Source organism: Rhizobacter sp. P2_D12, assembly GCF_056404395.1.
This window is the reverse complement of the sequence record NZ_JBFUEB010000082.1, coordinates 1-21,629: the sequence shown is the minus strand read 5'-3', so window position 1 is coordinate 21,629 and position 21,629 is coordinate 1. Positions and strand designations below refer to the sequence as shown.

24 protein-coding genes and 2 riboswitches are annotated in these 21,629 nt (G+C 71.1%); of the genes, 22 read left to right on the top strand and 2 right to left on the bottom strand.

Features of this window, described 5'->3' with window-relative positions; genetic code table 11:
- Nucleotides 1-74 precede the first annotated feature (74 nt).
- Nucleotides 75-1,037 carry a trypsin-like serine protease gene (locus AC1DYN_RS23640; RefSeq protein ID WP_477963590.1) on the bottom strand — a complete coding sequence of 321 codons (963 nt, stop codon included), beginning with the start codon at nucleotides 1,035-1,037 and terminating at the stop codon, nucleotides 75-77.
- Nucleotides 1,038-1,114: 77 nt separating this feature from the next.
- Nucleotides 1,115-1,349: riboswitch (cobalamin riboswitch) on the top strand.
- Nucleotides 1,350-1,427: 78 nt separating this feature from the next.
- Here AC1DYN_RS23640 and AC1DYN_RS23635 point away from each other — a divergent pair.
- From AC1DYN_RS23635 to AC1DYN_RS23570, 14 genes are all read left to right on the top strand, one after another.
- The gene (locus AC1DYN_RS23635; protein ID WP_477963588.1) at nucleotides 1,428-2,759 is read left to right on the top strand and encodes a cobyrinic acid a,c-diamide synthase CobB; all 1,332 of its coding nucleotides are present in this window, start codon (nucleotides 1,428-1,430) and stop codon (nucleotides 2,757-2,759) included.
- Entirely contained in the window at nucleotides 2,756-3,556 is an 801-nt protein-coding gene (gene cobM, locus AC1DYN_RS23630) for a precorrin-4 C(11)-methyltransferase (RefSeq protein ID WP_477963586.1), read from the top strand. The genes AC1DYN_RS23635 and cobM overlap by 4 nt, the downstream gene beginning before the upstream one ends.
- On the top strand, nucleotides 3,553-4,452 hold the full coding sequence (locus AC1DYN_RS23625; RefSeq protein WP_477963584.1) for a sirohydrochlorin chelatase: 900 nt from the start codon (nucleotides 3,553-3,555) through the stop codon (nucleotides 4,450-4,452). Before cobM ends, AC1DYN_RS23625 begins: the two co-directional genes overlap by 4 nt.
- On the top strand, nucleotides 4,449-5,135 hold the full coding sequence (locus AC1DYN_RS23620; protein WP_477963582.1) for a precorrin-8X methylmutase: 687 nt from the start codon (nucleotides 4,449-4,451) through the stop codon (nucleotides 5,133-5,135). The genes AC1DYN_RS23625 and AC1DYN_RS23620 overlap by 4 nt, the downstream gene beginning before the upstream one ends.
- Nucleotides 5,132-6,253 (top strand): cobalt-precorrin-5B (C(1))-methyltransferase, encoded by a 1,122-nt coding sequence (locus tag AC1DYN_RS23615; protein ID WP_477963580.1) that lies wholly within the window; start codon nucleotides 5,132-5,134, stop codon nucleotides 6,251-6,253. The genes AC1DYN_RS23620 and AC1DYN_RS23615 overlap by 4 nt, the downstream gene beginning before the upstream one ends.
- A complete protein-coding gene (gene cbiE, locus AC1DYN_RS23610) occupies nucleotides 6,250-7,539 on the top strand; it encodes a precorrin-6y C5,15-methyltransferase (decarboxylating) subunit CbiE (protein WP_477963578.1) in 1,290 nt (429 codons plus the stop codon). Before AC1DYN_RS23615 ends, cbiE begins: the two co-directional genes overlap by 4 nt.
- The gene (gene cobI / locus AC1DYN_RS23605) at nucleotides 7,536-8,348 is read left to right on the top strand and encodes a precorrin-2 C(20)-methyltransferase (RefSeq protein ID WP_477963576.1); all 813 of its coding nucleotides are present in this window, start codon (nucleotides 7,536-7,538) and stop codon (nucleotides 8,346-8,348) included. The genes cbiE and cobI overlap by 4 nt, the downstream gene beginning before the upstream one ends.
- Nucleotides 8,341-9,084 (top strand): cobalamin biosynthesis central domain-containing protein, encoded by a 744-nt coding sequence (locus AC1DYN_RS23600; protein WP_477963574.1) that lies wholly within the window; start codon nucleotides 8,341-8,343, stop codon nucleotides 9,082-9,084. Before cobI ends, AC1DYN_RS23600 begins: the two co-directional genes overlap by 8 nt.
- Nucleotides 9,081-9,476 carry a cobalamin biosynthesis protein gene (locus tag AC1DYN_RS23595; RefSeq protein ID WP_477963572.1) on the top strand — a complete coding sequence of 132 codons (396 nt, stop codon included), beginning with the start codon at nucleotides 9,081-9,083 and terminating at the stop codon, nucleotides 9,474-9,476. The genes AC1DYN_RS23600 and AC1DYN_RS23595 overlap by 4 nt, the downstream gene beginning before the upstream one ends.
- A 37-nt stretch (nucleotides 9,477-9,513) precedes the next feature.
- Nucleotides 9,514-9,702, top strand: coding sequence for a CbtB domain-containing protein (locus tag AC1DYN_RS23590; RefSeq protein ID WP_477963570.1), 189 nt, complete (start codon nucleotides 9,514-9,516; stop codon nucleotides 9,700-9,702).
- A 12-nt stretch (nucleotides 9,703-9,714) separates the two neighbouring features.
- Entirely contained in the window at nucleotides 9,715-10,506 is a 792-nt protein-coding gene (locus tag AC1DYN_RS23585) for a CbtA family protein (RefSeq protein WP_477963568.1), read from the top strand.
- Nucleotides 10,503-11,495 carry a precorrin-3B C(17)-methyltransferase gene (gene cobJ / locus AC1DYN_RS23580; RefSeq protein ID WP_477963566.1) on the top strand — a complete coding sequence of 331 codons (993 nt, stop codon included), beginning with the start codon at nucleotides 10,503-10,505 and terminating at the stop codon, nucleotides 11,493-11,495. The genes AC1DYN_RS23585 and cobJ overlap by 4 nt, the downstream gene beginning before the upstream one ends.
- Before the next feature lie 244 nt (nucleotides 11,496-11,739).
- A riboswitch (cobalamin riboswitch) is annotated at nucleotides 11,740-11,924 on the top strand.
- A 75-nt stretch (nucleotides 11,925-11,999) separates the two neighbouring features.
- Nucleotides 12,000-14,096 carry a TonB-dependent receptor gene (locus AC1DYN_RS23575; RefSeq protein WP_477963565.1) on the top strand — a complete coding sequence of 699 codons (2,097 nt, stop codon included), beginning with the start codon at nucleotides 12,000-12,002 and terminating at the stop codon, nucleotides 14,094-14,096.
- Between the two features lie 22 nt (nucleotides 14,097-14,118).
- Nucleotides 14,119-14,466 (top strand): (2Fe-2S) ferredoxin domain-containing protein, encoded by a 348-nt coding sequence (locus AC1DYN_RS23570; RefSeq protein ID WP_477963563.1) that lies wholly within the window; start codon nucleotides 14,119-14,121, stop codon nucleotides 14,464-14,466.
- A gap of 42 nt (nucleotides 14,467-14,508) precedes the next feature.
- On the opposite strand, the gene AC1DYN_RS23565 is transcribed toward AC1DYN_RS23570, so the two are convergent.
- Complete coding sequence (locus AC1DYN_RS23565) at nucleotides 14,509-15,237, bottom strand: nitroreductase family protein (RefSeq protein WP_477963561.1); 729 nt, start codon at nucleotides 15,235-15,237, stop codon at nucleotides 14,509-14,511.
- Between the two features lie 132 nt (nucleotides 15,238-15,369).
- On the opposite strand from AC1DYN_RS23565, the gene AC1DYN_RS23560 reads away from it, so the two are divergent.
- The 8 genes from AC1DYN_RS23560 (at nucleotide 15,370) to AC1DYN_RS23525 (ending at nucleotide 21,597) form a co-directional block, all read left to right on the top strand.
- The gene (locus tag AC1DYN_RS23560; RefSeq protein WP_477963599.1) at nucleotides 15,370-15,957 is read left to right on the top strand and encodes a TetR/AcrR family transcriptional regulator; all 588 of its coding nucleotides are present in this window, start codon (nucleotides 15,370-15,372) and stop codon (nucleotides 15,955-15,957) included.
- Between the two features lie 100 nt (nucleotides 15,958-16,057).
- Nucleotides 16,058-16,792 (top strand): sensor histidine kinase, encoded by a 735-nt coding sequence (locus AC1DYN_RS23555; RefSeq protein WP_477963559.1) that lies wholly within the window; start codon nucleotides 16,058-16,060, stop codon nucleotides 16,790-16,792.
- A gap of 11 nt (nucleotides 16,793-16,803) precedes the next feature.
- Nucleotides 16,804-17,487: a response regulator gene (locus tag AC1DYN_RS23550; RefSeq protein WP_477963557.1), complete on the top strand. Its 684-nt coding sequence runs from the start codon at nucleotides 16,804-16,806 to the stop codon at nucleotides 17,485-17,487.
- Between the two features lie 76 nt (nucleotides 17,488-17,563).
- Complete coding sequence (locus AC1DYN_RS23545; protein ID WP_477963555.1) at nucleotides 17,564-17,986, top strand: response regulator; 423 nt, start codon at nucleotides 17,564-17,566, stop codon at nucleotides 17,984-17,986.
- Nucleotides 17,987-18,070: 84 nt separating this feature from the next.
- Complete coding sequence (locus AC1DYN_RS23540) at nucleotides 18,071-18,643, top strand: Pvc16 family protein (protein ID WP_477963553.1); 573 nt, start codon at nucleotides 18,071-18,073, stop codon at nucleotides 18,641-18,643.
- 7 nt (nucleotides 18,644-18,650) lie between these two features.
- The gene (locus AC1DYN_RS23535) at nucleotides 18,651-19,454 is read left to right on the top strand and encodes a hypothetical protein (protein WP_477963551.1); all 804 of its coding nucleotides are present in this window, start codon (nucleotides 18,651-18,653) and stop codon (nucleotides 19,452-19,454) included.
- 18 nt (nucleotides 19,455-19,472) lie between these two features.
- Nucleotides 19,473-21,095 carry a phage tail sheath family protein gene (locus tag AC1DYN_RS23530; RefSeq protein ID WP_477963549.1) on the top strand — a complete coding sequence of 541 codons (1,623 nt, stop codon included), beginning with the start codon at nucleotides 19,473-19,475 and terminating at the stop codon, nucleotides 21,093-21,095.
- A gap of 43 nt (nucleotides 21,096-21,138) precedes the next feature.
- Nucleotides 21,139-21,597 (top strand): phage tail protein, encoded by a 459-nt coding sequence (locus AC1DYN_RS23525; protein ID WP_477963547.1) that lies wholly within the window; start codon nucleotides 21,139-21,141, stop codon nucleotides 21,595-21,597.
- Nucleotides 21,598-21,629: the final 32 nt, after the last annotated feature.

Sequence of the window (21,629 nt, the reverse complement as noted above, 5' to 3'; positions counted from 1 at the left end):
GGGTGCAGCAACGGGTGAAGGAGGGGTGAAGGTCGCGCCGGCCTGGTTGCCATGGATCCGACAGGGCCCGTGGGCTACGCGTTGGGAGTGCGCCTCGTCCATCGCCAACCCAGGCCCAGGAAGCCCACCAGGCCTGCGGCGCCGGCGCCCAGGACCCAGGCCGGCCACGGCATCCCCGGAGGCGGCGCGAGCGTGCCGCCGGTCCGGGTTTCCAGCCACGCCAGGAAGCGCGGATCGCACAGCAGCATCCCGCCGCCGATCGTGCCGAAGCGGAAGTCCACCGGCACGCCGGCGCCCTGCGTCAGCGTCACCGTGTTGATGCCGACCAGCCAGCGGTGGCCGTCGATCTCGGCATAGGCGGGGCCTCCCGAGTCGCCCTCTGCCACGCCGGTCTCGATCGCGTTGCCGAGCGACGGCCCGCCCAAGGGGCCGTCGCCGGACGGACCGTCGAAGTCGTACAGGAAGAACAGGCTGCGCCGGCCCGAGTCGTCGATGCTCGCCTGCACCGCGTCGAGCACATTGCGGCCACTGCGCTTGAGGCCGGCCGCACGCGGCACGCTGGCGCCCTGGTCGCCCGGCCCGCTGCCGCCGTAGCCGACCAGTGTCAGTTCCTGGTGCATCGGCGGCAGCTCGCGACGGATCGGCAGGATCTGCACGCCGTCGGGCACCGGGCTCGCCAGCGTGATCAGCGACAGGTCGTCGTAGGGAAAGCTCGCGCCCGGAAAGCTCGCGATCGCGCTCGCCGCGAGTTGCAAGGGCACCGCCTCGTGGTTCAACTGCACCATCACGTCGGCCGGCTGCGCCGAGGCCGCGACGTGTGCTGCGGTCAACACGTGGCGTGGCGCCACCACGACGCCGGAGAAGACGCCGGCCTTCGTGAGCACCGCGACCGCCGAGGTCCACGGCGACGACGGGCGGTTCGCATCGACGCGTGCCTGCGGCGAATCGGGCACGCTGCCGGCCATCAGCGCGTGCGCCGGTTCACCCAGCGCGAGCAGCGGGGCCAGGGCCAGCAGGTGGCGGCGCAGCGGGTTCATCGTGTGAGGGCCTTGTCGCAACGGTATCGAGTCCAGGATAGCCCCGCAGGTCCAGGCACGTCGACCGGCCCGAGTCGCATATCATCCGCACCGTTGGTGCTCGCGCCGGTCCTCAGCCGGCGCAGTTAAACGGGAATCAGGACGGATCGTTCCACCGGAACACATCCCCACCTGAGCTGCCCCCGCAACGGTAAGCGGACGAAGGCTTCGGCCTTCAGCTCGTGTCGAATCCCACTGGACGCCCCGGCGTCCGGGAAGGGCACACGGGCCGTCTCCGCCAGCCCGGATACCGGCCGACAAGGAGCCGCGCGCCCGATCCGTCGAGCGCGCGGCTTGAATGCAGGTGCCTGCGGGGAAGCAGGACGCCTGGGCTTGTTGTCCGTGTCCTTCATGACGATCCTCTCGCTGCCCCGGGCCGCGCAGTGCCCCGCGCTGCTGGTCGGCGCCCCGGCCTCGGGCCAGGGCAAGACCACCGCGACCGCGGCACTGGCCCGCTGGTACCGCGGGCAGGGGCTGCGCGTGCGCGTGTTCAAGACCGGCCCGGACTTCCTGGACCCGATGGTGCTGGAACGCGCCAGCGGCCAGCCGGTGCAGCAGCTCGACCTGTGGATGGGCGGCGAGGCGCATTGCCGCGAGCTGCTGCACCGCGCGGCCGGCGAATCCGACCTGGTCCTCGTCGAAGGCGTGATGGGCCTGCACGACGGCACGCCGTCCAGCGCCGACCTCGCGTTGCGCTTCGGCCTGCCGGTGCTGGCGGTGATCGACGGCTCGGCGATGGCGCAGACCTTCGGCGCCATCGCGCACGGCCTGGCCAGCTACCGACCCGGACTGCAGCTGGCCGGCGTGCTGGCCAACCGCGTGGGCAGCCCGACGCACGCGCAGATGCTGCGCGACAGCCTGCCCGAGGGCATGGCCTGGTTCGGCGCCTTGCCGCGCGACGAGGCCTACGCCTTGCCGTCGCGCCACCTGGGTCTCGTGCAGGCCGGCGAGGTGGCCGACCTGGAACAGCGCATCGACCGCGCGGCCCGGGCGCTGGGCGCCAACGAGCCGCCGCTGCCGGCGCCGGTGCGCTTCGAGGCGGCCGAGCCCGCGTCCATCGAGCCCCTGCTGGCCGGCGTGCGCATCGCCGTGGCCCGCGACGCCGCCTTCTCGTTCCTGTACCGTGCCAACCTCGACACGCTGCAGGCCCTGGGGGCCGCGCTGGCATTCTTCTCGCCGCTGGCCGATGAGCCGGTGCCTGCCGCCGATGCGCTGTACCTGCCGGGCGGCTACCCCGAACTGCACCTGGACCCGCTGGCCCGCAATGCCGTCGTGCGCGAATCGATCCGCGCCCACCACGCGGCGGGCAAGCCCGTCGTCGCCGAATGCGGCGGCATGCTGGCGCTGCTGCAATCGCTGACCGACGCCCAGGGCCGCAGCGCGCCCATGCTGGGCCTGCTGCCCGGCCATGCGGTGATGGAGAAGCGCCTCGTCAACCTGGGCCTGCACGGCGCCGAGCTGCCCGAAGGCCCGCTGCGCGGCCACACCTTCCACCACGCGCGCATGGCCACGCCGCTCGCGCCGGTGGCACTGACGCAGGCGCAGCGCGAGCACGGAAAACCCGAGGGCATCTACCGCGCCGGCCCTGGCGGCCGGTTGCATGCGTCCTTCCTGCACCTGTACTTCCCGTCCAACCCGCAGGCGGTCGCGCGCCTGTTCCACCCCGGCGAGGCCGCGGCATGACGGCCCCCGGCACGGTCTGGTTCGTCGGCGCCGGCCCGGGCGACCCGGAGCTGCTCACCGTCAAGGGGCGCGACCTGATCGCGCGCGCCGGCGCGATCCTGTTCGCCGGCTCGCTGGTCAACGAGGCCGCCACCCGCTGGGCACCGGCCGGCTGCGAGATCGCCGACTCGAAGGACATGACGCTGGGTGACATCGCCGGCTGGCTGGTCGCGCAGGCCGCGCGGCACGAGACGGTGATCCGCCTGCAGACCGGCGACCCGGCGCTGTACGGCACGCTGATCGAGGTGGTGCAGCCGCTCGACGCCGCCGGCGTGCCGGTGCGCGTGGTGCCGGGCGTGTCGTCGGCGATGGCCTCGGCGGCGGCGGCGGTCGAGAGCTTCACGCTGCCCGAAGTCACGCAGACGACCATCTTCACGCGCGTCGAAGGCCGCACGCCGATGCCCGACGGCGAATCGCTGGCCGAGCTGGCGCGGCACCGCTGCACGCTGTGCATCTTCCTGTCGATCACGCTGCTGCACAAGGTGGAGGCCGGCCTGCGCGAGGCCGGCTGGTCCGACGACGCGCCGGTGCTGGTGGTGCACAAGGCCAGCTGGCCGGGCGAGGAACTGATCGTGCGCGGCACGCTGGCCGACATCAAGCAGCGCTGCCGCGACGCCGGCATCGTCAGCCAGGCCATGGTCATCGCGAGCCCCGCGCTGGGCGCGCGGCACTGGCCCGAACTCGCCAAGTCGAAGCTGTACGACGCCGGCTTCACGCACCGCTTCCGGCGCGCTTCCATCCCGAAGGAGACCCCATGAACGCCACGACCATCCTGCTGGTGGGCCATGGCTCGCGCGAGCGGGCCGGCAACGACGAGATCGAACGCTTTGCCGCGCAGTGGCGCGGGGTGCATCCGCACTGGCGCATCGAGCTGTGCTTCATCGAGTTCGCCGACATCGAGGTGGAGGAGGGCCTGGCCCGCGCCGCGCAGGGCGCGCAGCGGGTGATCGTCGTGCCGCTGATCCTGAACGCGGCCGGCCACGTGAAGGCCGAGATCCCGGCGCACATCGCCCGCGCCCGCCAGCAGCGGCCGGGCGTGCGCTTCGACTACGCGCCGCACCTGGGCGTGTGCGAACCCATCCTCGCGATCCTGCAGCGCCAGCTGCTGCACTGCATGCACGAACTCGACATGCCCGACCCGACCACCACCGGCGTCGTGCTGCTCGGGCGCGGCTCGTCCGACCGGCATGCCAACGGCGAGATGGCGCGGATGGCCCGCTGGCTGCAGGAGGAAAGCCGGCACGAGATGGTCGACCTGGCCTTCACCGGCATCACCTTCCCGCGCCTGGAACGCGTGGTGCAGCGCCAGGCCGCGCTCGGGCTGCGCCAGGTCGTCGTGCTGCCGTACTACCTGTTCACCGGCACGCTGATCCAGCGCATCGGCCGGCAGGTCGGGCACCTGCGGGTGCAGTACCCGCAGCTGCGCTTCGCGCTCGGCGCGTACTTCGGCTTCGAGCCGGAGATCGCGCAGCTGCTGTCCGAGCGGGTGCAGGGCCTGCTGTCGGGGCACCTGCAGGCGGTGCCGGTCAGCGACGACGCGGCGCTGCACGAGGGGCACCGGCATGACGGCGACCCTGGCCATGCGCACGACCCTGCGCATGACCACTCGCACGAGCATCAGCACGAGCATCCGCACGAGCACGCCCACCCATGAGCAGCGTCAACACCGTCACCGAGCAGCTCACCGCGGCCGGCCGCGCGATCGAGCACGACTCGTTCGCGGTGATCGACCGCGAGGTCGGCGCGCACGGCTACACGCCCGATCAATGGCCCATCGTGCGCCGCATGATCCACGCCAATGCCGATTTCGAGTTCAACGGCCTGACCGACTTCCACCCGCGAGCGGTCGAGGCCGGCGTGCAGGCGATGCTGCGCGGCGGCGGCGCGATCGTCGCCGACGTCGAGATGATCTGCGTCGGCCTGTCGGCGCCGCGGCTGGCGCACTTCGGCATGCGGGCGCACCAGTTCATCAGCGACGCCGACGTGATCGAGGCCGCGAAGGCGCAGGACACGACGCGCGCGGTGCAGGCGATGCGCAAGGCCCATGCGCAGGGGCTGCTCGACGGCGCGATCGTCGGCATCGGCAATGCGCCCACCGCGCTGATCGAGCTCGTGCGGCTGGTCCATGACGAGGGCGTGCGCCCGGCGCTGGTGGTGGGCATGCCGGTGGGTTTCGTTTCCGCCGCCGAGTCCAAGGACCTGATGGCCGGCCTGCAGCACGTGCCGTGGATCGTGATCCGCGGGCGCAAGGGCGGCTCGACCCTGGTCGTGGCGGCCGTGCATGCCTTGCTGGCGCTGGCGGAAGCGCGGCAGCGCGGGGAGCCTGGCTCGCCATGATGGAAAAGACCGTCCAGCGCGGCACGCGCACCGGTTTCACGACCGGCGCGTGCTCGGCCGCGGCTGCGCGCGCCGCCGTGCTGGGCCTGGTGCACGGCGCGGTGCCGGAGGCGGTCGAATCGGTGCTGCCGAATGGCGACGTGGTGCGCTTCGTCGTGAACGACGGCCGCTGCGACGCGAACAGCGCGCACGCGATGGTCATCAAGGACGCCGGCGACGATCCCGACTGCACCGACAAGGCCCACCTGACCGCCGACGTGCGCCTGCTGCGCGACCAGGCGGGGGCGGTGCTGCTGCAAGGCGGCACCGGCGTCGGCACCGTCACGATGGCCGGGCTCGGCCTGGACGTGGGTGGGCCGGCGATCAACCCGGTGCCGCGCCGCAACATCGAGGAGAACGTGCGCGCCGTCGCGGCCGACCTGCTGCTGGAGGCCGGCATCGAGGTGACGATCTCGGTGCCGCAAGGCCTGGAGATGGCGAAGAAGACGCTCAACGCACGGCTGGGCATCCTGGGCGGCATCTCCATCCTCGGCACCAGCGGCATCGTGAAGCCCTACTCGACCTCGGCGTACCGGGCCAGCGTGGTGCAGGGCGTGCAGGTGGCGGCCACGCTCGGCCGCGGCGTGGTGGTGCTGACCACCGGTGGCCGCACCGAGCAGTTCGCGATGCAGCAGCGGCCCGACCTGCCGCCGGCCTGCTTCGTGCAGATGGGCGACTTCCTGCGCTATGCGCTCGACACCGCGGTGGCCGAAGGCCTGCGCGAGGTGGTGATCGGCGGCATGGTCGGCAAGCTGACCAAGATCGCGCAGGGCGAGACCATCACCCACGCCAACCGCGCCGACGTCGACACCGCCTTGCTGGCCGAGCTGGCCGCCGGCATCGGCGCGCCGCCCGACGAATGCGCGGCCATCGCCGCCAACGTGACGGCGCGGTTCGCGGCCGAGCGCATGGAGGCGCTCGGCCTGCTGAACGAATTCCACACCGCGCTGGCGAACAAGGTCGTCAGCACGCTGACGGCCGCAGACCGCTACGGGCGCCGGTTCGACCTGCACGTGCTGGTCTGCGACTTCGACGGCCACAAGATCGCCGAGGCGCGATCCCTGCAAGGACCCGCATGACCGACCCCCAACCCTGCCGCGTGATCGGCGTGCTCGACGACGGCGCCGCAAGCCTGGGCGCCACCGCGCTGGCCCACCTGCGCCGGGCCGACCTGGTGATCGGCGGCGCCCGCACGCTGGCGCTGTTCGACGACGACATCGCGCCCGCTGCCGTGCGGCGCGACCTGACCGGCCAGCTCGGCGCGGTGCCCGGCTGGATACGCGGTGCGCGCGACGCGCAGCAGCGCAGCGTGGTGCTTGCCACCGGCGACCCGTTGTGCCACGGCATCGCGAGCTACCTGGCCACCCACCTGTGCATCGAGGCGATCGAGGTGCTGCCCAACGTGTCGACGCTGCAGCTCGCGTGCGCGCGCGTCGGCCTGGCCTGGCAGGACGCGAAGATCGTCTCCATCCACGCCAAGGACGCCGGCGAATGGGTGCAGGGCGCGGCGCCGTCGCACGGCCTGTACGCGCTGGCCCAGGCCCTGCGCCGGCACGACCGGCTGGCGGTGCTGACCAGCCCCGACAACACGCCCGACCGCATCGCCCGCCTGCTGCTGGCCGAAGGGCAGGGCGACGACTTCCACCTCGCGGTGGCCGAGCGGCTGTGCACCGCCGACGAACGCGTGCTGGCCGACCTGTCGCCGGCCGAGGCCGCGCAGCAGCGCTTCGCCGACCCGAACGTGGTGCTGCTGTGGCGGGTGCGCGCGCGGCCGAACCCGGTGCGCTTCGGGCTGGCCGATGCCGCCTACGAACAGCGCCAGCCCGACAAGGGCCTGATCACCAAGCAGGAGGTGCGCGCGGTGTCGCTCGCGCGGCTGCAGCTGCGCGCCGACAGCATCGTCTGGGACATCGGCGCCGGCAGCGGATCGGTCGGGCTGGAGGCGGCGCGGCTGTGCCCGCAGGGCCATGTGTGGGCGATCGAGAAGAACGACGGCGACGTCGAGATCGCGCGGCGCAACGTGCAGGCCTTCGGCGTCTCCAACCACACGCTGGTGCATGGCAAGGCACCGGAAGGCCTGCAGGACTGGAGCGATCCCGACGCGGTGTTCATCGGCGGCTCGGGCGGCGAGCTGGCCGAGCTGGTCGCGCTGTGCCTGCGGCGGCTCAGGCCCGGCGGCTGGCTGGTGATGAACTTCGTGACGATCGAGAACCTGGGCAGCGCCACGTCGGCGCTGGCCGGGCTGGGCGCCGAATGGGACGTCGTGATGCTGCAGGCCGCGCGCAGCAAGCCCATCCTGCACATGCACCGCATGGCGGCGGAGAACCCGGTGTGGATCGTCTGCGCGCAGAAGGAGGCGGCATGACGCTTGGCAGGCTGATCGGCGTCAGCCTCGGTCCCGGCGACCCCGGCTTGATCACGCGCGCCGCCTGGGCCCAGCTGGAACGCCGCGACACCGTGTGGGCCTACCCGACGCGCAGCACCAGGACGCCGAGCTATGCGTTCGACATCGTCGCCCGCGCCGGGCTCGCGCCACCGGATGAGCACCTGGCGCTGCTGTTCCCGATGACGCACGACGAGGAGAAGCTGCTGCGCAGCTGGCACCGCGCGGCCGACACCGTGCTGCCGCTGTTGCGCGGCGGGCGCGACGTGCTGTTCCTGGTCGAGGGCGATGCCAGCACCTACGCGACCTTCGGCCACCTGGCGCGCACCGTGCGGTCGCAGGATGCACGCGTCGAGATCGACACGATCGCCGGCGTCAACGCGTTCAATGCCGCCGCCGCGACGCTCGGGCGTCCGCTGGGCGAGCAGGACGACACCATCGCCGTCGTGCCCGCGGCCTATGGCGTGGCCGCGCTCGACCGGCTGCTCGGCGATTTCGACACGCTGGTGCTGATGAAGGTCAAGCCGCTGATCGAGGACCTGCTCGACTGGCTGCAGCAGCGCGGGCTGCTGGACGGCGCGGCCTTCATCGAACGCTGCGGCGCGCCCGACGAGCGCGTGCTGCGCGGGGGCGAGATGCTGGCGCTGCGCGGGCAGAAGGTCAGCTACCTGTCGCTGATGCTGGTCCACAACCACCTGCGCGTGCGCGGAGAACGCATCCGCGGGTGCCTCAAGAAGAATGACATGGGTTCCCGGATTGACATCCGGGCTACGGAGATACTCGATGACTGACACCCGCATCGCGATCGTCGCGATCACCAGGCATGGCGCGACCCAGGCCGCGCAACTGGCCGCACACCTGCCCGCCGCCCACATCGTCTGCGCCGAGAAATTCGCCGCTTCGTTCGCCGGGCTCGCGAACCCGCTGCGCGCCTACACCGCGGCGCTGCGCGACGAGATCGGGCCGCTGTTCGCCGCCTACGACCAACTCGTCTTCTTCGTGTCGCTCGGCGCCGTCGTGCGCCTGGTCGCGCCGCACCTCAGATCCAAGGACGAAGACCCGGGCATCACCGTGGTCGATGACGCCGGCCAGTTCGTGATCCCGGTGCTGTCGGGCCACGTGGGCGGCGCCAACGCGATGGCCGAACAGGTCGCAGCACTGACCGGCGCGACACCGGTGCTGACCACCGCCTCCGACGTCGGCAAGACCATCCCGGTCGACATCCTCGGCCGCGAGCTCGGCTGGTCGGTCGAGGCGCCGAAGCTGAACATCACGCGCGTCTCGGCGCACGTCGTCAACGGCGAGCCGATCGCCTTCGTGCAGGAAGCCGGCAGTACGAACTGGTGGACCCGGCCGACGCCGCTGCCGGCCAGCATCCACCGCTTCGAGCGCTTCGAGGACGTCGACCTGGCGCGTTTCAAGGCCGTGCTGTGGGTCACGCACCGCACGGTCGACGCGGCGCTGTGGCAGCAGCTGCACGAGCGCCTGGTGGTCTACCGTCCGCCCGTCACCGAGGCCGCGGCATGAGGGTGGCGCTGGGGCTCGGCTGCGACCGCGGCACGCCCGCCGAGACGCTGTCGCGCGCGGTCGGCGAGGCGCTGGCGCTGGCCGGGGTCGGCGTGTGCGACGTCGCGGCGGTGGCCAGCATCACGCTCAAGTCCGACGAACGCGGATTGCTGGAGCTGGCCGCACAGCGCGGCTGGGCGCTGCACTTCTACGACGCCAGCGAACTGGCCGAGGTGCGCGTGCCCAACCCGTCGGAGACGGTGCGCCGCTACACCGGCACGCCCTCGGTCAGCGAAGCCGCTGCGCTGCTGGCTGCCGGCGCGGCCCCGGCCAGCTCGCTGCTGGTCGAGAAACACATCCTGCGCGGCGACGACGGTCGCCACGCCACGGTCTCGGTGGCGCGCTGCCGCTGAGCCCTTCCATCACCGTCAACCTTCGAAGGAGAACCCGATGCACCCGCAAGCCCTGAACCCCTCGCTCGACCTGACTGTCGCCGCCTCGCGCGGCCTGCTGCGCCAACTGGCGGCTGCCGCGCTGCTCGGCCTGGTGATGCTGTACGGCGTGGCCTTCGCCGACAGCCCGGTGGCGCACAACGCGGCGCACGACGTGCGCCACGCCACCGGCCGTCCCTGCCACTGACCGGAGTGAACGATGCTGTTCCGACGCCTGGTGTGGTGCGCGCTGCTCGTCGCCTTCGCGGTGGGCAGCCTGCAATGGCTGGTGCAGCGCTGGCAGGCGGTGCCGATCATCCTGGCGGCCGAGGTCTTCGAAGGCCAGGCCGCGGCGCCGGCCCTGGCCCAGGAGCACGCCCATGCGCAGGGCACGCCGGCCCATGAGCACCATCACGACGACCCCGAGTGGACGCCGGCCGATGGCGTGGAGCGCGGCTTCTGGACCTGGATCGCCAACCTGCTGCACGCCTTCGCGCTCGCCTTGCTGGTGTTCGCCGCGATGGGCGCGTGGGTGCACCAGCGCGGCCTTGCGGCCGGCCGCTGGCGCATCGCCGGCGCGGTGGCGGCGGCCGGTTGGCTGAGCCTGCACCTGTGGCCCGCGCTCGGCCTGCCGGCCGAGGTGCCGGGCATGCAGGCGGCCGACCTGCACCTGCGCCAGCTGTGGTGGCTGCTGGCGGCCGGCAGCGCCGCCTCGGCCTGCGCACTGGTGGCCTTCGGCCGCCGGCCGTGGCGCTGGGTGGCGGCTGCCGCGTGGCTCGCGTTGCCCTTCATCATGGGTGCGCCGCAACCCGACGGCGATCCGCTGATCGCCTTCAGCGGCGAAGCGCACCAGCGGCTGGAGGAACTCGGCCGGGCCTTCGTCTGGGCCACGCACGCGGTCGCGCTGTCGCTGTGGGTGACGATGGGCCTGGTGGCGGCGCCGGTGTTCGGGCGCTGGATCGCGCCGCTGCTCGGGCCGGCGAGCGCACCGCTCGAAGGGAGCCTCGCATGAATGACGACAAGACGGGCGGCAAGATCATGCTGGTGGGCATCGGCCCGGGCAGTGTCGAGCACATGACGCAGCGCGCACGCGCTGCCATCGCCGAGGCCGACGTGGTGATCGGCTACGTCACCTACATCAAGCTGGTGGCCGACCTGCTGGAGGGCAAGGAGGTCGTGCGCAAGGGCATGACCGAGGAGCTCGACCGGGCGGTCAGCGCGCTGGACGCGGCGCGCGCCGGCAAGAAGGTGGCGCTGATCTCGTCGGGCGATGCCGGCGTGTACGGCATGGCCGGGCCGACCTACGAGGTGCTGTTCCAGGCCGGCTGGACGCCGGACGACGCGGTGCAGGTCGAGGTGGTGCCCGGGGCCTCGGCACTGAACGCCTGTGCCGCGCTGGTGGGCGCGCCGCTGACGCACGACTTCTGCGCGATCTCTCTGAGCGACCTGCTGACGCCATGGCCGGTGATCGCGCGCCGGCTGGATGCGGTGGCGTACTCGGACTTCGTCGTCGCGCTCTACAACCCGAAGAGCGGCCGCCGCACGCGGCAGATCGTCGAGGCGCAGCGGCTGTTCCTGCGGCACCGCCGGCCGGACACGCCGGTGGCCGTGGTCAAGAGCGCCTACCGGCGACGCGAGCGCATCGAGTTCACGACGCTGGATGCGATGGCCGAGTCGGAGATCGGCATGCTCAGCACGGTGCTGATCGGCAACAGCCACACCTTCATCCGGCACGGCCGCATGGTCACGCCGCGCGGTTACGCGAACAAGTACGACCTGGAGCAGGGCGGCGAGACGCTGGACGGCGAACGCGCCGGCCGCTCGCTGAGCACCGGGCTGCTGGGCTGGCTGGAGACGCTGCGCCTGCAGGCCGCCGAGGGCCACACCGTGGCCGACCTGGCCCGGCTGCACGGCCTGCCGGCCGACTACATCGCCGCGACGCTGGCCGAGCCGCTCGACGCGGCGGCCACCGAGGAAACGATCGATGAAGGAGAAGGTTGAAAAATGAGCCGTTCGCCCTGAGCAGGGACTGAGCTTGCCGAAGGCCCGTGTCGAAGGGTTGGTGCCGCAGGCCCCGGTGCATGGCCAACAGGCCTTCGACAAGCTCAGGACGACCCTTCGACAAGCTCAGGACGAGCGGATCCTTGCCGGCGCCGGGTTCGTCAGCGGGGCAGTCACTTCCAAGGAGGAGCCGCAGGTAATTTCGCACGGGCGCGACGGAATCGGCGCCGGTGCGACGACACGACCAGGTGCCCGCCGCGCCAACACGCGGCAGGTCAAACGGGAACGGGGATGAAGCCCCGACTGCGCCCGCAACGGTGGGCGAGTGCGGATGCATCACGGCGGCTGCTTCGGCGGCGGCCAGTCACTGGGACGGAGCGTCCCGGGAAGGCGATGCATCAAGACTCGCGAGTCCGGATACCGGCCTGGCGTGAGGACCCGCGGCAGCAGCGCCGCGGCGAACACCAGGCGACACATCTGCGGGAATGCGGACGCGTCGCCGCCATGAACTCTTCAACGATGCAACAGCGCAAGCTGCCCACCGCCCTGGCCGCGTCGGCCCTGGCCATGACATGCCTCTCGCCGGCGCAGGCCGAAGAGGCCTCCACCCACCTGCCGGCCGTGACCATCGTCGGGCGCGGCCAGGACCTGATCGGCGTGGCCGACTCGGCCACCGAAGGCAAGGTCAGCGCGCAGCAGCTGGCCAACCGCCCGCTGTTGCGCCCGGCCGAGGTGCTGGAGACGGTGCCCGGGCTGACCGTCACGCAGCACAGCGGCGACGGCAAGGCCAACCAGTATTTCCTGCGCGGCTTCAACCTCGACCATGGCAGCGACTTCGCGAGCTTCGTCAACGGCATGCCGGTCAACATGGCCAGCCACGCGCACGGTCAGGGCTACATGGACCTCAACTTCCTGATCCCCGAGCTGATCGGCACGATGCGTTACCGCAAGGGCGTCTACGCCGCCGAGGACGGCGACTTCGCGACCACCGGCTCGGCGCGCATCGACTACCAGCGCGAACTGCCGGCGCCGCGGGTCGACCTGAGCGTCGGCCCGCACGACTTCCGCCGCGCGCTCGCCGCCGGCAGCCGGCGGCTGGGCGAGGAGGGCGCACCGACGCTGCTGGCCGCCTTCGAGGCCGCGACCAACGACGGTCCGTGGCAGCAGCCCGAGCGGCTGCGCAAGGTCAACGGCGTGCTGCGCCTGTCGGACGGCACCGCGCGCAACGGCTATGCGCTGACCGCGATGGCCTATCGCGCCGAGTGGACCGCCACCGAGCACGTGCCCGAGCGCGCGATCGCCTCGGGCGAGATCGACCGCTTCGGCGAGCTGGCGCCGGGCGACAGCGGGCGCACGCACCGCCACAGCCTGTCCGGCGAATGGGCCGGCAGCGAGGGCAGCACGCGCACGCAGGCCAGCGCCTACGTGATCGACTACGGGCTGAACCTGTTCTCCAACCCGTCGGGCTACATCGGCGGGCCGCAGGGCGACCAGCACGAGCAGGCCGACGAGCGCACGGTGTGGGGCGGGCAGCTGGCCCGGCACTGGGCGATCGCGCCGGCCGGCCGCGAGACCGAGCTGACGCTGGGCGCGCAGCTGCGCCACGACCGCATCGGCACGCTGGGCCTGTACACCACGGTGAACCGCGAGCGCACCGGCACCGTGCGCGAAGACCGCATGCGCGAGACGCTGCTGGGCGTGTACGCCGAGGCGCGCACGCAATGGCAGCCGTGGCTGCGCAGCGACCTGGGCCTGCGCGTGGACACGGTGCGCGCGAACGTGACACCCACCGGCGGCGCCGACAACCTGCAGAACGGCGGCAGGGCGCGGGCGCACCAGGCCAGCCCGAAACTGGGGCTGGCCTTCGGCCCGTTCGGCGCGGACGCTCGCACCGAGCTGTATGCCAACTGGGGCCGCGGCTTCCACAGCAACGACATGCGCGGCGTGACGGCCGCGGTCGACCCGGTGCCCGCGCTGGTGCGCGCCACCGGCAGCGAGCTGGGGCTGCGGGCGGTGCCGCTGCCGGGCTGGAACACCAGCCTGTCGCTGTGGCAGATGAAGCTGGCCTCGGAGCTGGTGTTCGTCGGCGACGAGGGCGTGACCGAGCCGCGCGGCGCGTCCAAGCGGGTCGGCGTCGAGTGGTCGAACGACTGGCAGCTGAACCGCTGGCTGCTGCTGGACGCGGACGTGGCCTGGTCGCGCGCCCGCTTCGAGCAGGAGGTGAACGGCGGAACGTACGTGCCGAACGCGATCCCGCGCTCGGCCTCGTTCGCGCTGGCCGCCGACGACCAGGGTGCGTGGTTCGGCGGGCTGCGCTGGCGCTACATCGGCAGCTATGCGCTGGAAGAGACCGGCACGCAGCGATCGGCCTCGCTGTGGACCGCCAACCTGAAGATGGGCTGGCGCGCCAGCTCGTCGCTGCAGTTCACGCTGGACGTGCTGAACCTGTTCGACCGCGAGGCCAACGACATCGAGTACTGGGGGGCGGCGTGTTCGAAGGCGGACGGCCTCGCGTGCAATGGCGGTGCCGGCATCGACGGGAAGCTCGTGCACCCGATGGAGCCGCGCACGCTGCGCGTCGGCATGCGCGCCACGTTCTGACCTTTTCCTGCCTGGAGTCCTCATGACCGACGAAGTGATCAAACCCAAGATCGGCGACTACCGCCGCCACCTGCTGGTCTGCACCGGCCCGCGCTGCACGCAGGACGGCCAGTCGCAGGCGCTGTTCGACAGCTTGGGCGACAAGTTCAAGGCGGCCGGCCTGAACGAAGGCGCGCTGCGCGTCAAGCGCAGCCGCGTCAGCTGCTTCGCCGCCTGCAGGGGCGGCCCGATCGTCTGCGTGCAGCCGGACGGCGTCTGGTACTACGACGTGACGCAAGCCAACATGGACCGCATCGTCGAGCAGCACCTGGTGGGCGGGGAGGTGGTGGAGGAGCTGGTGTTCCATCGCGGGCCGGATGGTGGCAGTTGAGGTCTCGGAACCCAGAGACGTCCCGCTCTTCGAGCTGCCTCGTCAGTGCTCCACGATCAGCTCCGCCAACGACTTGCGCCACTGCCGCTCGATCCTTGCGTCTCGCGACCGGTATCCCAGCGCAATGACCAGCGGCACCACGGTCCCGCGCGGCAAGGACAGGGCCTCGGCCAGCTTCGGGGCCGAGAAGCCCTCCATGGGACAGGAATCGATCCCTTTGGCCGATGCCGCGAGCATCAACGTCTGCGCCGCAAAGGTGGCGTTGCGAGCCGCCCAGGATCGGTTGCCCAGGTGCCCCACCGGAAGCAGCGAGAGACTGGGCCGGAAGAGTCCGACAAGGGCCGCAAGAGGCGTCCAGACCGGCCACGAGCCGACGTTCATGACGCGACGAAACATCCGCACTTGCTTGCGGTGATAGGCCTTGGACGGCTCAGGCATGTCCGTCGATGCGTCGACATGGGCCAGTTGCTGTGCCGCCGCGCGCAGTGCGATGTCCCGGCTTGCCGCGACCACGATCAAGGTCGGCGCTGAAACCGCCGCACGTTGCCCGTTGCAGACGGCAGCGACGCGTGCCTTGAGTGCCGGATCGCGAACCCAATGAAACCGGTACGGCTGCAGGTTGCCGCTGGAAGGCGCGCGCGCCGCCTCGGCCAGGAGTTCACGGACATGCTCGTCCGGGATGGCCGTGCCGTCGTAATCGCGGATGGCGCGACGTCGACCGTTCAGCGCCTGGAAGGCGCCCCAAAGAGTGAATGTGTCTTGCGTTTCCATGTCCAAATCGTAAGCTTTGGCTTATCTTGTCGAAACTCGCATTCGGAGCAGCGCGTGAAGACGGCCCGCACACCCACCAAACCCAGGAAACTTCCCACGCAGGAGCGCTCGCGCAGCACCGTCGACGCGATAATCCAAGCAGCGACTTACATTTTGGTGAGGTTTGGCTGGCAGCGGTTCACGACGAATGCGATCGCCGAGCGCGCCGGCGTGAACATCGGCTCGCTCTACCAGTACTTCCCGAACAAGGAAGCCATCGTCGCCGAGCTGGAGCGGCGACATGTCGTGGAGGTACGCGACAAGCTGGCGAACGCGCTTCCGCAACTTTCCGGGCAGCAATCCCTTCGGGCGGCGCTTTCCCTCCTCGTGCGCGCGATGGTTGCCGAGCACCGCATCGCGCCGGCCGTGCATCGGGCGATCGAAGAGGAACTGCCGCGCTCGGTCAAGCGCTGCCTGAGCGACGACCGCCAGGGCGACGACCGGGCCTTGCAGGCACTGCAGCCCTTCATGAAGAACGTCCCCGACCCGCGCTTCGCACTCCAGGTCGCACGTGTCGCCGCCCACGCCGTCATCCACCAGGCGGCCTCGCATCAGCCGGAGCTGTTCGATCGACCCGACTTCGTCGACGAGGTCGTTGCGCTGCTGGAGGGCTACTTCCACCGTCCAGCCGGAAGAACAGGCCGCCGCGTGCCTCCACTGAATCGTCCTGAATCTTGCTGAAGCCCGCGCCGTCGGGCATGCTGCATGCCCATAATCGTCGCGCCACCCGGCAAAGGGCGGCCGCCTTCGGGCGCCAACGACGATCGCCAGGGAGTGGACGATGCGAACACATGTTGTGCCGATCAACCGGGCGCGGCAGGGGCGCGAGCGCCCGGCCGTGCGCCCGCCGCGCAGCCACCTGCGCACGCTGGCCTACGAGATCACCGTCGCCGAGGCGCGCGAGCGAGAGCGCATCGCGCTCGGCCTGCACGACGAGATCGGCCAGTTCCTCACACTGGCCCGCCTGAAGCTCGGCGAACTGCGCGAGCTCGTCGCCATCGACAGCGCAGGCGCCTTACTCGACGACCTCGGCACGCTGCTGGCCCAGGCCGCGCGCGCCACCCGCTCGGCCACCTTCGACCTGAGCAGCCCGGTGCTGCGGCTCGGGCTGGAACAGGCGCTGCGCAGCCTGGCCGAGCGGCTGGCGCGCGACAGCCGGCTGGCCGTGTCCTTCGACTGCGAGCTGCCGCCGCTGTCGCTGCCCGAGGCGGTGCTGGCCGTCGTCTTCCGCGGCGTGCGCGAGCTGTGCCTGAACGTGCAGAAGCACGCCGGCGCCGGCCTGGTCAGCATCACCGCGCGCAGCGATGCCCGCAGCCTGCGGGTCTGCGTCTCGGACGACGGCATCGGCTTTCGCAGCGCCGCCCTCGCGGCGCCGCGCGACGGCTTCAGCCGGGCCGGCGGTTTCGGCCTGTCCAGCACGCAGGCGCAGATCCAGGCCATCGGCGGCCGGCTCGAGATCCGCTCGTCGACCGGTCTCGGCACGCACGCGACCATCGTGCTGCCCGTCCCCACCTGAAGGAGCCGACCATGGGCATCCGCATTGTCCTCGCCGACGACCACCGCATCGTGCGCGACGGCTTGTGCGCGCTGCTGGCGCGCGAGAAGGACATCGAACTGGTCGGCCAGGCCGACGACGGCCTGGCCGCCGTGCGCCTGGCCCGCGAGCTGCAGCCCGACATCGTCGTCACCGACGTCTCGATGCCCGGCCTGAACGGCGTCGAGGCAACGCGCCGCATCCGCACCGACCACCCGTCGGTGCGCGTGCTGTGCCTGTCGGTGCATGCCGAGCGCCGCATGGTGCTCGCCGTGCTCGAGGCCGGCGCCTCCGGCTACGTGCTGAAGGACTGCTCGTACGAGGAACTCGCGCTGGCCATCCGCAAGGCCATGGCCGACCAGGTGCACCTGAGCGCCGAGCTGGTGAGGGTGGTGGTCAACGAGGTGCGCAGCCGCGGCCAGCCTCAGCCGGCTGCCGGCGCCTCGCAGCTGACGCCGCGCGAGCGCGAGATGGTGCAGTTGCTGTCCGAGGGCCTGTCGACGCAGCAGATCGCCGACCGGCTGCACGTCAGCGCCAAGACGGTGGCCACGCACCGCGAGCACGTGATGCAGAAGCTGGACATCAGCAGCCTGGCCGAACTCACGCGCTATGCCTTGCGCGAAGGGCTGAGCTCGCTCGAACTGCCGTGGCGCAACGCCGCGCGCAGCCCCGCCTGATCAGCATTCGATCCGTCGCGTATCAGGCGCCACCCGATGGCGCGATCGCGCGCGCAGGCGCAGGCTGCGGGGCACCATGGGCGTTCCCGCACTCCCGCTGACCCTGGTCCTGGCCGACGACCACGCGGCCTACCGCGCCTTGCTGGGCGACCTGCTGCGCCGGCACGGGCTCGAGGTCGTCGGCGAGGCGCCCGACGCCGCCGCGCTGCAGGCCTGGCTCGCGCCGCCGCGCGTGCCGCCCGACCTGGTGCTGATGGACGTGCAGATGCCCGGCGGCGGCCCGCCGTTCCTGCAGGCGCTGCTGCAGGCGCACCCCGGCCTGCGCGTGCTGGTGCTGTCGATGCACGACGAGCCGGCCATCGTCGACGCGATGCTCGCGGCCGGCGCCGCCGGCTACCTGCTGAAGGACGACCCGGTGGCCGAGCTGGCCGACGCGATCCGCGCGGTGGCGGCCGGGCAGCGCCGCCTCAGCCGCGCGCTGCCGCCGTCTCAGCAATGAGGAGGTGCAAGTTCAGACATTGACCGATGGGCGCGCGATGCACCGCACCTTATCGTCCGTTCATCCATCCACCAGGGTCCGAGCATGATCGATGCGGCCATCGTCCAGGTTGCCCACCAGCTGAACAGCGCGCTGCGGCGTGCCTTCCAGCTGTCGGAGGAACTGGTCGTCGTCTCGAGCCTGTACGAGCCGGACGGCAGCGTCGCGAGCCAGGTCAACAACCGGCTCGCGGTGTTCCTGGTCAACATCGAGCACGACACGACGCCCGGTTTCCGCACCCGCCCGGACGGCGGCAGCGGCCGGCAGGGGCGCCTGCCGGTGCCGGTGTCGCTGAACCTGCTGCTGATGTTCGCGGCCAACTTCGGGGCCGGCAACTACGCCGAGGCGCTGAAGTTCGTCTCCAGCACGATCGCGTTCTTCCAGTCGCGGCCGGTGCTGAACCACCAGAACACGCCCGACCTGGACCCGCGCATCGACAAGCTCACGCTCGACATCGAGAACCTCGCGATGAGCGACCTGAGCAACCTGTGGGGCACCTTCGGCGGACGCTACCTGCCGTCGGTGCTGTACCGCATGCGCCTGGTCACCTTCGATGCCGGCCAGCTCGACGCGCAACTGCCGGTGGTGCGCGAGCCGCACGTCGGCGCGCATGCCTGAGCCTGCCATGGGACCCTACCTGCCGCTGCTGCGCGTCGACATCGCCCACGGCTTCTTCGCCGACGGGCGCTGCCGCGGTCTGCGCTTCGTGCCGGTCGGCGACACGGCCTGGTGGCTGCGGGCCACCGATGCGATCGTGCGCGAGGACGGCGGCGCTCTCGCGCTGTTCGGCGCGGCCGGCTGCCAGGATCTCGAACCGGCGGCGGTGCTGGCCTGGCAGGTGCACGCCGCCGACGAGGATTTCGCGCAGTACACCGACCACCCGGCGCAGCGCCCCGGCGAGCTGCTGTACCTCGACGCCGCCGCGGCGCAGCCCGGCGCTGCAGGCGAGGGCTGGCAGGTGCCGGTCGACGTGCGCCCGCTGACCTGGCCGCTGGTGGTGCAGGTGCTGGACCCGGTGTCGCGCCGCATGCCGCCGCTCGCGCTGCTGCGCGTGCCGCTGGCCGCGCTGCCGGTGCCGCCGGTGCGCTACCGCGTGCAGCTGGCGGCCCGCGCCACCGTGTGGAAATACTGCCTGCACGGCGACTGGCCCGAGCCGCAACTGCAGGTGGTCGACCTGGCGCGCGAGGCCGAGTTCGGCGAACCCGAACCCGGCCGGCTGGACAACGGTGCGCCGCTGCTCGCGATCCGCTCGAGCGCGCCGATCGCGCTCGCGCAGCGCAGCGAGCGGCGCTTCCAGCTGCGCAGCCGCCAGCGCGGCGGCGACAAGGTGCTGGTCAAGCGCCTGCCGGTGGCGGCGGCGCAGTTCCTGGCCCGAGAGCAGATCGGCGGCGCAAGCCGCCTGGTCTCCGAGATCCATGTGCATCGCTAACCCGCAGAGGAGGCCGCAATGGCTATGAAGACACCCGGCGTCTATATCGTCGAGAAGAACGCGTTCCCGAACTCGGTGGTCGAGGTGGCCACCGCGGTGCCCGCGTTCATCGGCTACACCCGGCGTGCCGACAACGCCGGCAAGTCGCTGCTGAACAAGCCCTGGCGCATCGGCTCGATGGCCGAGTACCACCAGTACTTCGGCTTCGGGCCCGATCCGAAGTTCGCGATCGCCGAGATGACCGATCCGAACGCGGTCGCCGCCTTCCACGCCGGCACCAAGGACTACCTGCTGACGCAGGCCGACGGCAGCGACGGCGGCCGCTTCCTGCTCTATTACGGGATGCTGCATTTCTTCCAGAACGGCGGCGGCCCGTGCTACGTGGTGTCGGTGGGCGACTACAGCGGCGCGGTCGAGGCCGACAAGCTGATGGACGGCATCGAGCCGCTGGTGAAGGAGCAGGAACCGACGATGCTCGTGATCCCGGATGCGGTGCTGCTGAGCGCGAAGAACTGCATCTCGGTGCAGCAGGCGATGCTGCAGCACTGCGGCGGCCGCATGCACAGCCGCATCGCGATCCTCGACGTCTGGGGCGGCCAGCTCGATCGCAAGAACCCGACCGGCGTCGATCCGATCGAGGGCTTCCGCGGCGCGCTGGGCGTCAACTACCTCGACTACGCGGCCGCCTACTACCCGTGGGTCAACACCACGGTGGTGCAGGACAAGGACCTGGACTACACCCACATCGGCAACCGCGACGTGCTGGTGCAGCTGCTGATGCAGGACCTGGCGCTGCCCGACCAGCTGGCGCCGGCGACGCCGGCCCGCACCGCGCAGCAGTGGCAGGCGGTGCAGGACGTGCTGAAGACCGACGACGACTGGACGGCGGCGATCACCGCCGACGTCAACGCGTCGGACAAGACGCCCGACCAGAAGGCCAAGCTGCTCGACGCCGCGGCGCTGAAGATGGCGGTGGAGACGCACAAGGCCTTGCTGAACAAGAGCCTGGGCGCGTCGAGCACGCTGTTCAACACCATCCTGGCCGAGGCGAAGAACCGGCTCAACCTGCTGCCGCCGTCGCCGGCGATGGCCGGCGTCTACACGATGGTCGACAACTCGCGCGGCGTCTGGAAGGCGCCGGCCAACGTGAGCCTGAACGGCGTGGTGTCGCCGGCGGTGACGATCTCGAACGAGGACCAGGAAGACCTGAACGTCACGACGCAGGGCAAGTCGGTCAACGCGATCCGCTCGTTCATCGGCGAGGGCGTGCTGGTGTGGGGCGCACGCACGCTGGACGGCAACAGCCTCGACTGGCGCTACATCAACGTGCGGCGCACGATGATCATGCTGGAGGAGTCGTGCCGGCTGGCGGCCAAGGCGATGGTGTTCGAGCCGAACGTGGCGAACACCTGGGTCACGATCAAAAGCATGATCACCAACTTCCTGACCGGCATCTGGAAGCGCGGCGGCCTGGCCGGCGCGGTGCCGGACGACGCGTTCAGCGTGCACGTGGGACTGGGCGAGACGATGACGCCCGAGGACATCCTCGAAGGGATCCTGCGCGTGACGGTGCTGGTGGCGATCAGCCGCCCGGCCGAGTTCATCGAGATCACCTTCCAGCAGCAGATGCAGAAGTCCTGACCCCGTTCACTGACGACATCAACCATTCCGCAGGAGGCCGCTCATGGCAGACGATGGATCAGCGCAATCGACCACGGTGTGGCCGCTTCCCAAGTTCCGCTTCGAGGTGAAGTGGGACTCGGCCGTGATGTCCTTCCAGGAGGTCTCGGGCCTCGACGTGGAGGCGCAGCCGATCGAGTACCGGCACGGCGACAGCCCGGCCTTCTCGGTGATCAAGATGCCCGGCATGAAGAAGTACAGCGACGTGACGATGAAGAAGGGCGTCTTCAAGTCCGACAACAAGCTGTGGGATTGGTTCAACGAGATCAAGATGAACACGATCAAGCGCAAGCCGGTGACGATCAGCCTGCTCGATGAAGGCGGCAAGCCGACGATGGTGTGGACGCTGGCGAACGCCTGGCCGACCAAGATCACCGGCACCGACTTGAAATCGCAGGGCAACGAGGTGGCGGTGGAGACCATCGTGATCGCGCACGAAGGGCTCACGATCGCCAACGCCTGATGGCGCCCCCGGGCATCCCGCCGGCACCGCCG

Excerpts from the sequence above, each read along its gene's own strand:
- AC1DYN_RS23640 (WP_477963590.1), bottom strand. The coding sequence starts at position 1,037 with ATGAACCCGCTGCGCCGCCACCTGCTGGCCCTGGCCCCGCTGCTCGCG.
- AC1DYN_RS23635 (WP_477963588.1), top strand. The coding sequence starts at position 1,428 with ATGACGATCCTCTCGCTGCCCCGGGCCGCGCAGTGCCCCGCGCTGCTG.
- cobM (WP_477963586.1), top strand. The coding sequence starts at position 2,756 with ATGACGGCCCCCGGCACGGTCTGGTTCGTCGGCGCCGGCCCGGGCGAC.
- AC1DYN_RS23625 (WP_477963584.1), top strand. The coding sequence starts at position 3,553 with ATGAACGCCACGACCATCCTGCTGGTGGGCCATGGCTCGCGCGAGCGG.
- AC1DYN_RS23620 (WP_477963582.1), top strand. The coding sequence starts at position 4,449 with ATGAGCAGCGTCAACACCGTCACCGAGCAGCTCACCGCGGCCGGCCGC.
- AC1DYN_RS23615 (WP_477963580.1), top strand. The coding sequence starts at position 5,132 with ATGATGGAAAAGACCGTCCAGCGCGGCACGCGCACCGGTTTCACGACC.
- cbiE (WP_477963578.1), top strand. The coding sequence starts at position 6,250 with ATGACCGACCCCCAACCCTGCCGCGTGATCGGCGTGCTCGACGACGGC.
- cobI (WP_477963576.1), top strand. The coding sequence starts at position 7,536 with ATGACGCTTGGCAGGCTGATCGGCGTCAGCCTCGGTCCCGGCGACCCC.
- AC1DYN_RS23600 (WP_477963574.1), top strand. The coding sequence starts at position 8,341 with ATGACTGACACCCGCATCGCGATCGTCGCGATCACCAGGCATGGCGCG.
- AC1DYN_RS23595 (WP_477963572.1), top strand. The coding sequence starts at position 9,081 with ATGAGGGTGGCGCTGGGGCTCGGCTGCGACCGCGGCACGCCCGCCGAG.
- AC1DYN_RS23590 (WP_477963570.1), top strand. The coding sequence starts at position 9,514 with ATGCACCCGCAAGCCCTGAACCCCTCGCTCGACCTGACTGTCGCCGCC.
- AC1DYN_RS23585 (WP_477963568.1), top strand. The coding sequence starts at position 9,715 with ATGCTGTTCCGACGCCTGGTGTGGTGCGCGCTGCTCGTCGCCTTCGCG.
- cobJ (WP_477963566.1), top strand. The coding sequence starts at position 10,503 with ATGAATGACGACAAGACGGGCGGCAAGATCATGCTGGTGGGCATCGGC.
- AC1DYN_RS23575 (WP_477963565.1), top strand. The coding sequence starts at position 12,000 with ATGAACTCTTCAACGATGCAACAGCGCAAGCTGCCCACCGCCCTGGCC.
- AC1DYN_RS23570 (WP_477963563.1), top strand. The coding sequence starts at position 14,119 with ATGACCGACGAAGTGATCAAACCCAAGATCGGCGACTACCGCCGCCAC.
- AC1DYN_RS23565 (WP_477963561.1), bottom strand. The coding sequence starts at position 15,237 with ATGGAAACGCAAGACACATTCACTCTTTGGGGCGCCTTCCAGGCGCTG.
- AC1DYN_RS23555 (WP_477963559.1), top strand. The coding sequence starts at position 16,058 with ATGCGAACACATGTTGTGCCGATCAACCGGGCGCGGCAGGGGCGCGAG.
- AC1DYN_RS23550 (WP_477963557.1), top strand. The coding sequence starts at position 16,804 with ATGGGCATCCGCATTGTCCTCGCCGACGACCACCGCATCGTGCGCGAC.
- AC1DYN_RS23545 (WP_477963555.1), top strand. The coding sequence starts at position 17,564 with ATGGGCGTTCCCGCACTCCCGCTGACCCTGGTCCTGGCCGACGACCAC.
- AC1DYN_RS23540 (WP_477963553.1), top strand. The coding sequence starts at position 18,071 with ATGATCGATGCGGCCATCGTCCAGGTTGCCCACCAGCTGAACAGCGCG.
- AC1DYN_RS23535 (WP_477963551.1), top strand. The coding sequence starts at position 18,651 with ATGGGACCCTACCTGCCGCTGCTGCGCGTCGACATCGCCCACGGCTTC.
- AC1DYN_RS23530 (WP_477963549.1), top strand. The coding sequence starts at position 19,473 with ATGGCTATGAAGACACCCGGCGTCTATATCGTCGAGAAGAACGCGTTC.
- AC1DYN_RS23525 (WP_477963547.1), top strand. The coding sequence starts at position 21,139 with ATGGCAGACGATGGATCAGCGCAATCGACCACGGTGTGGCCGCTTCCC.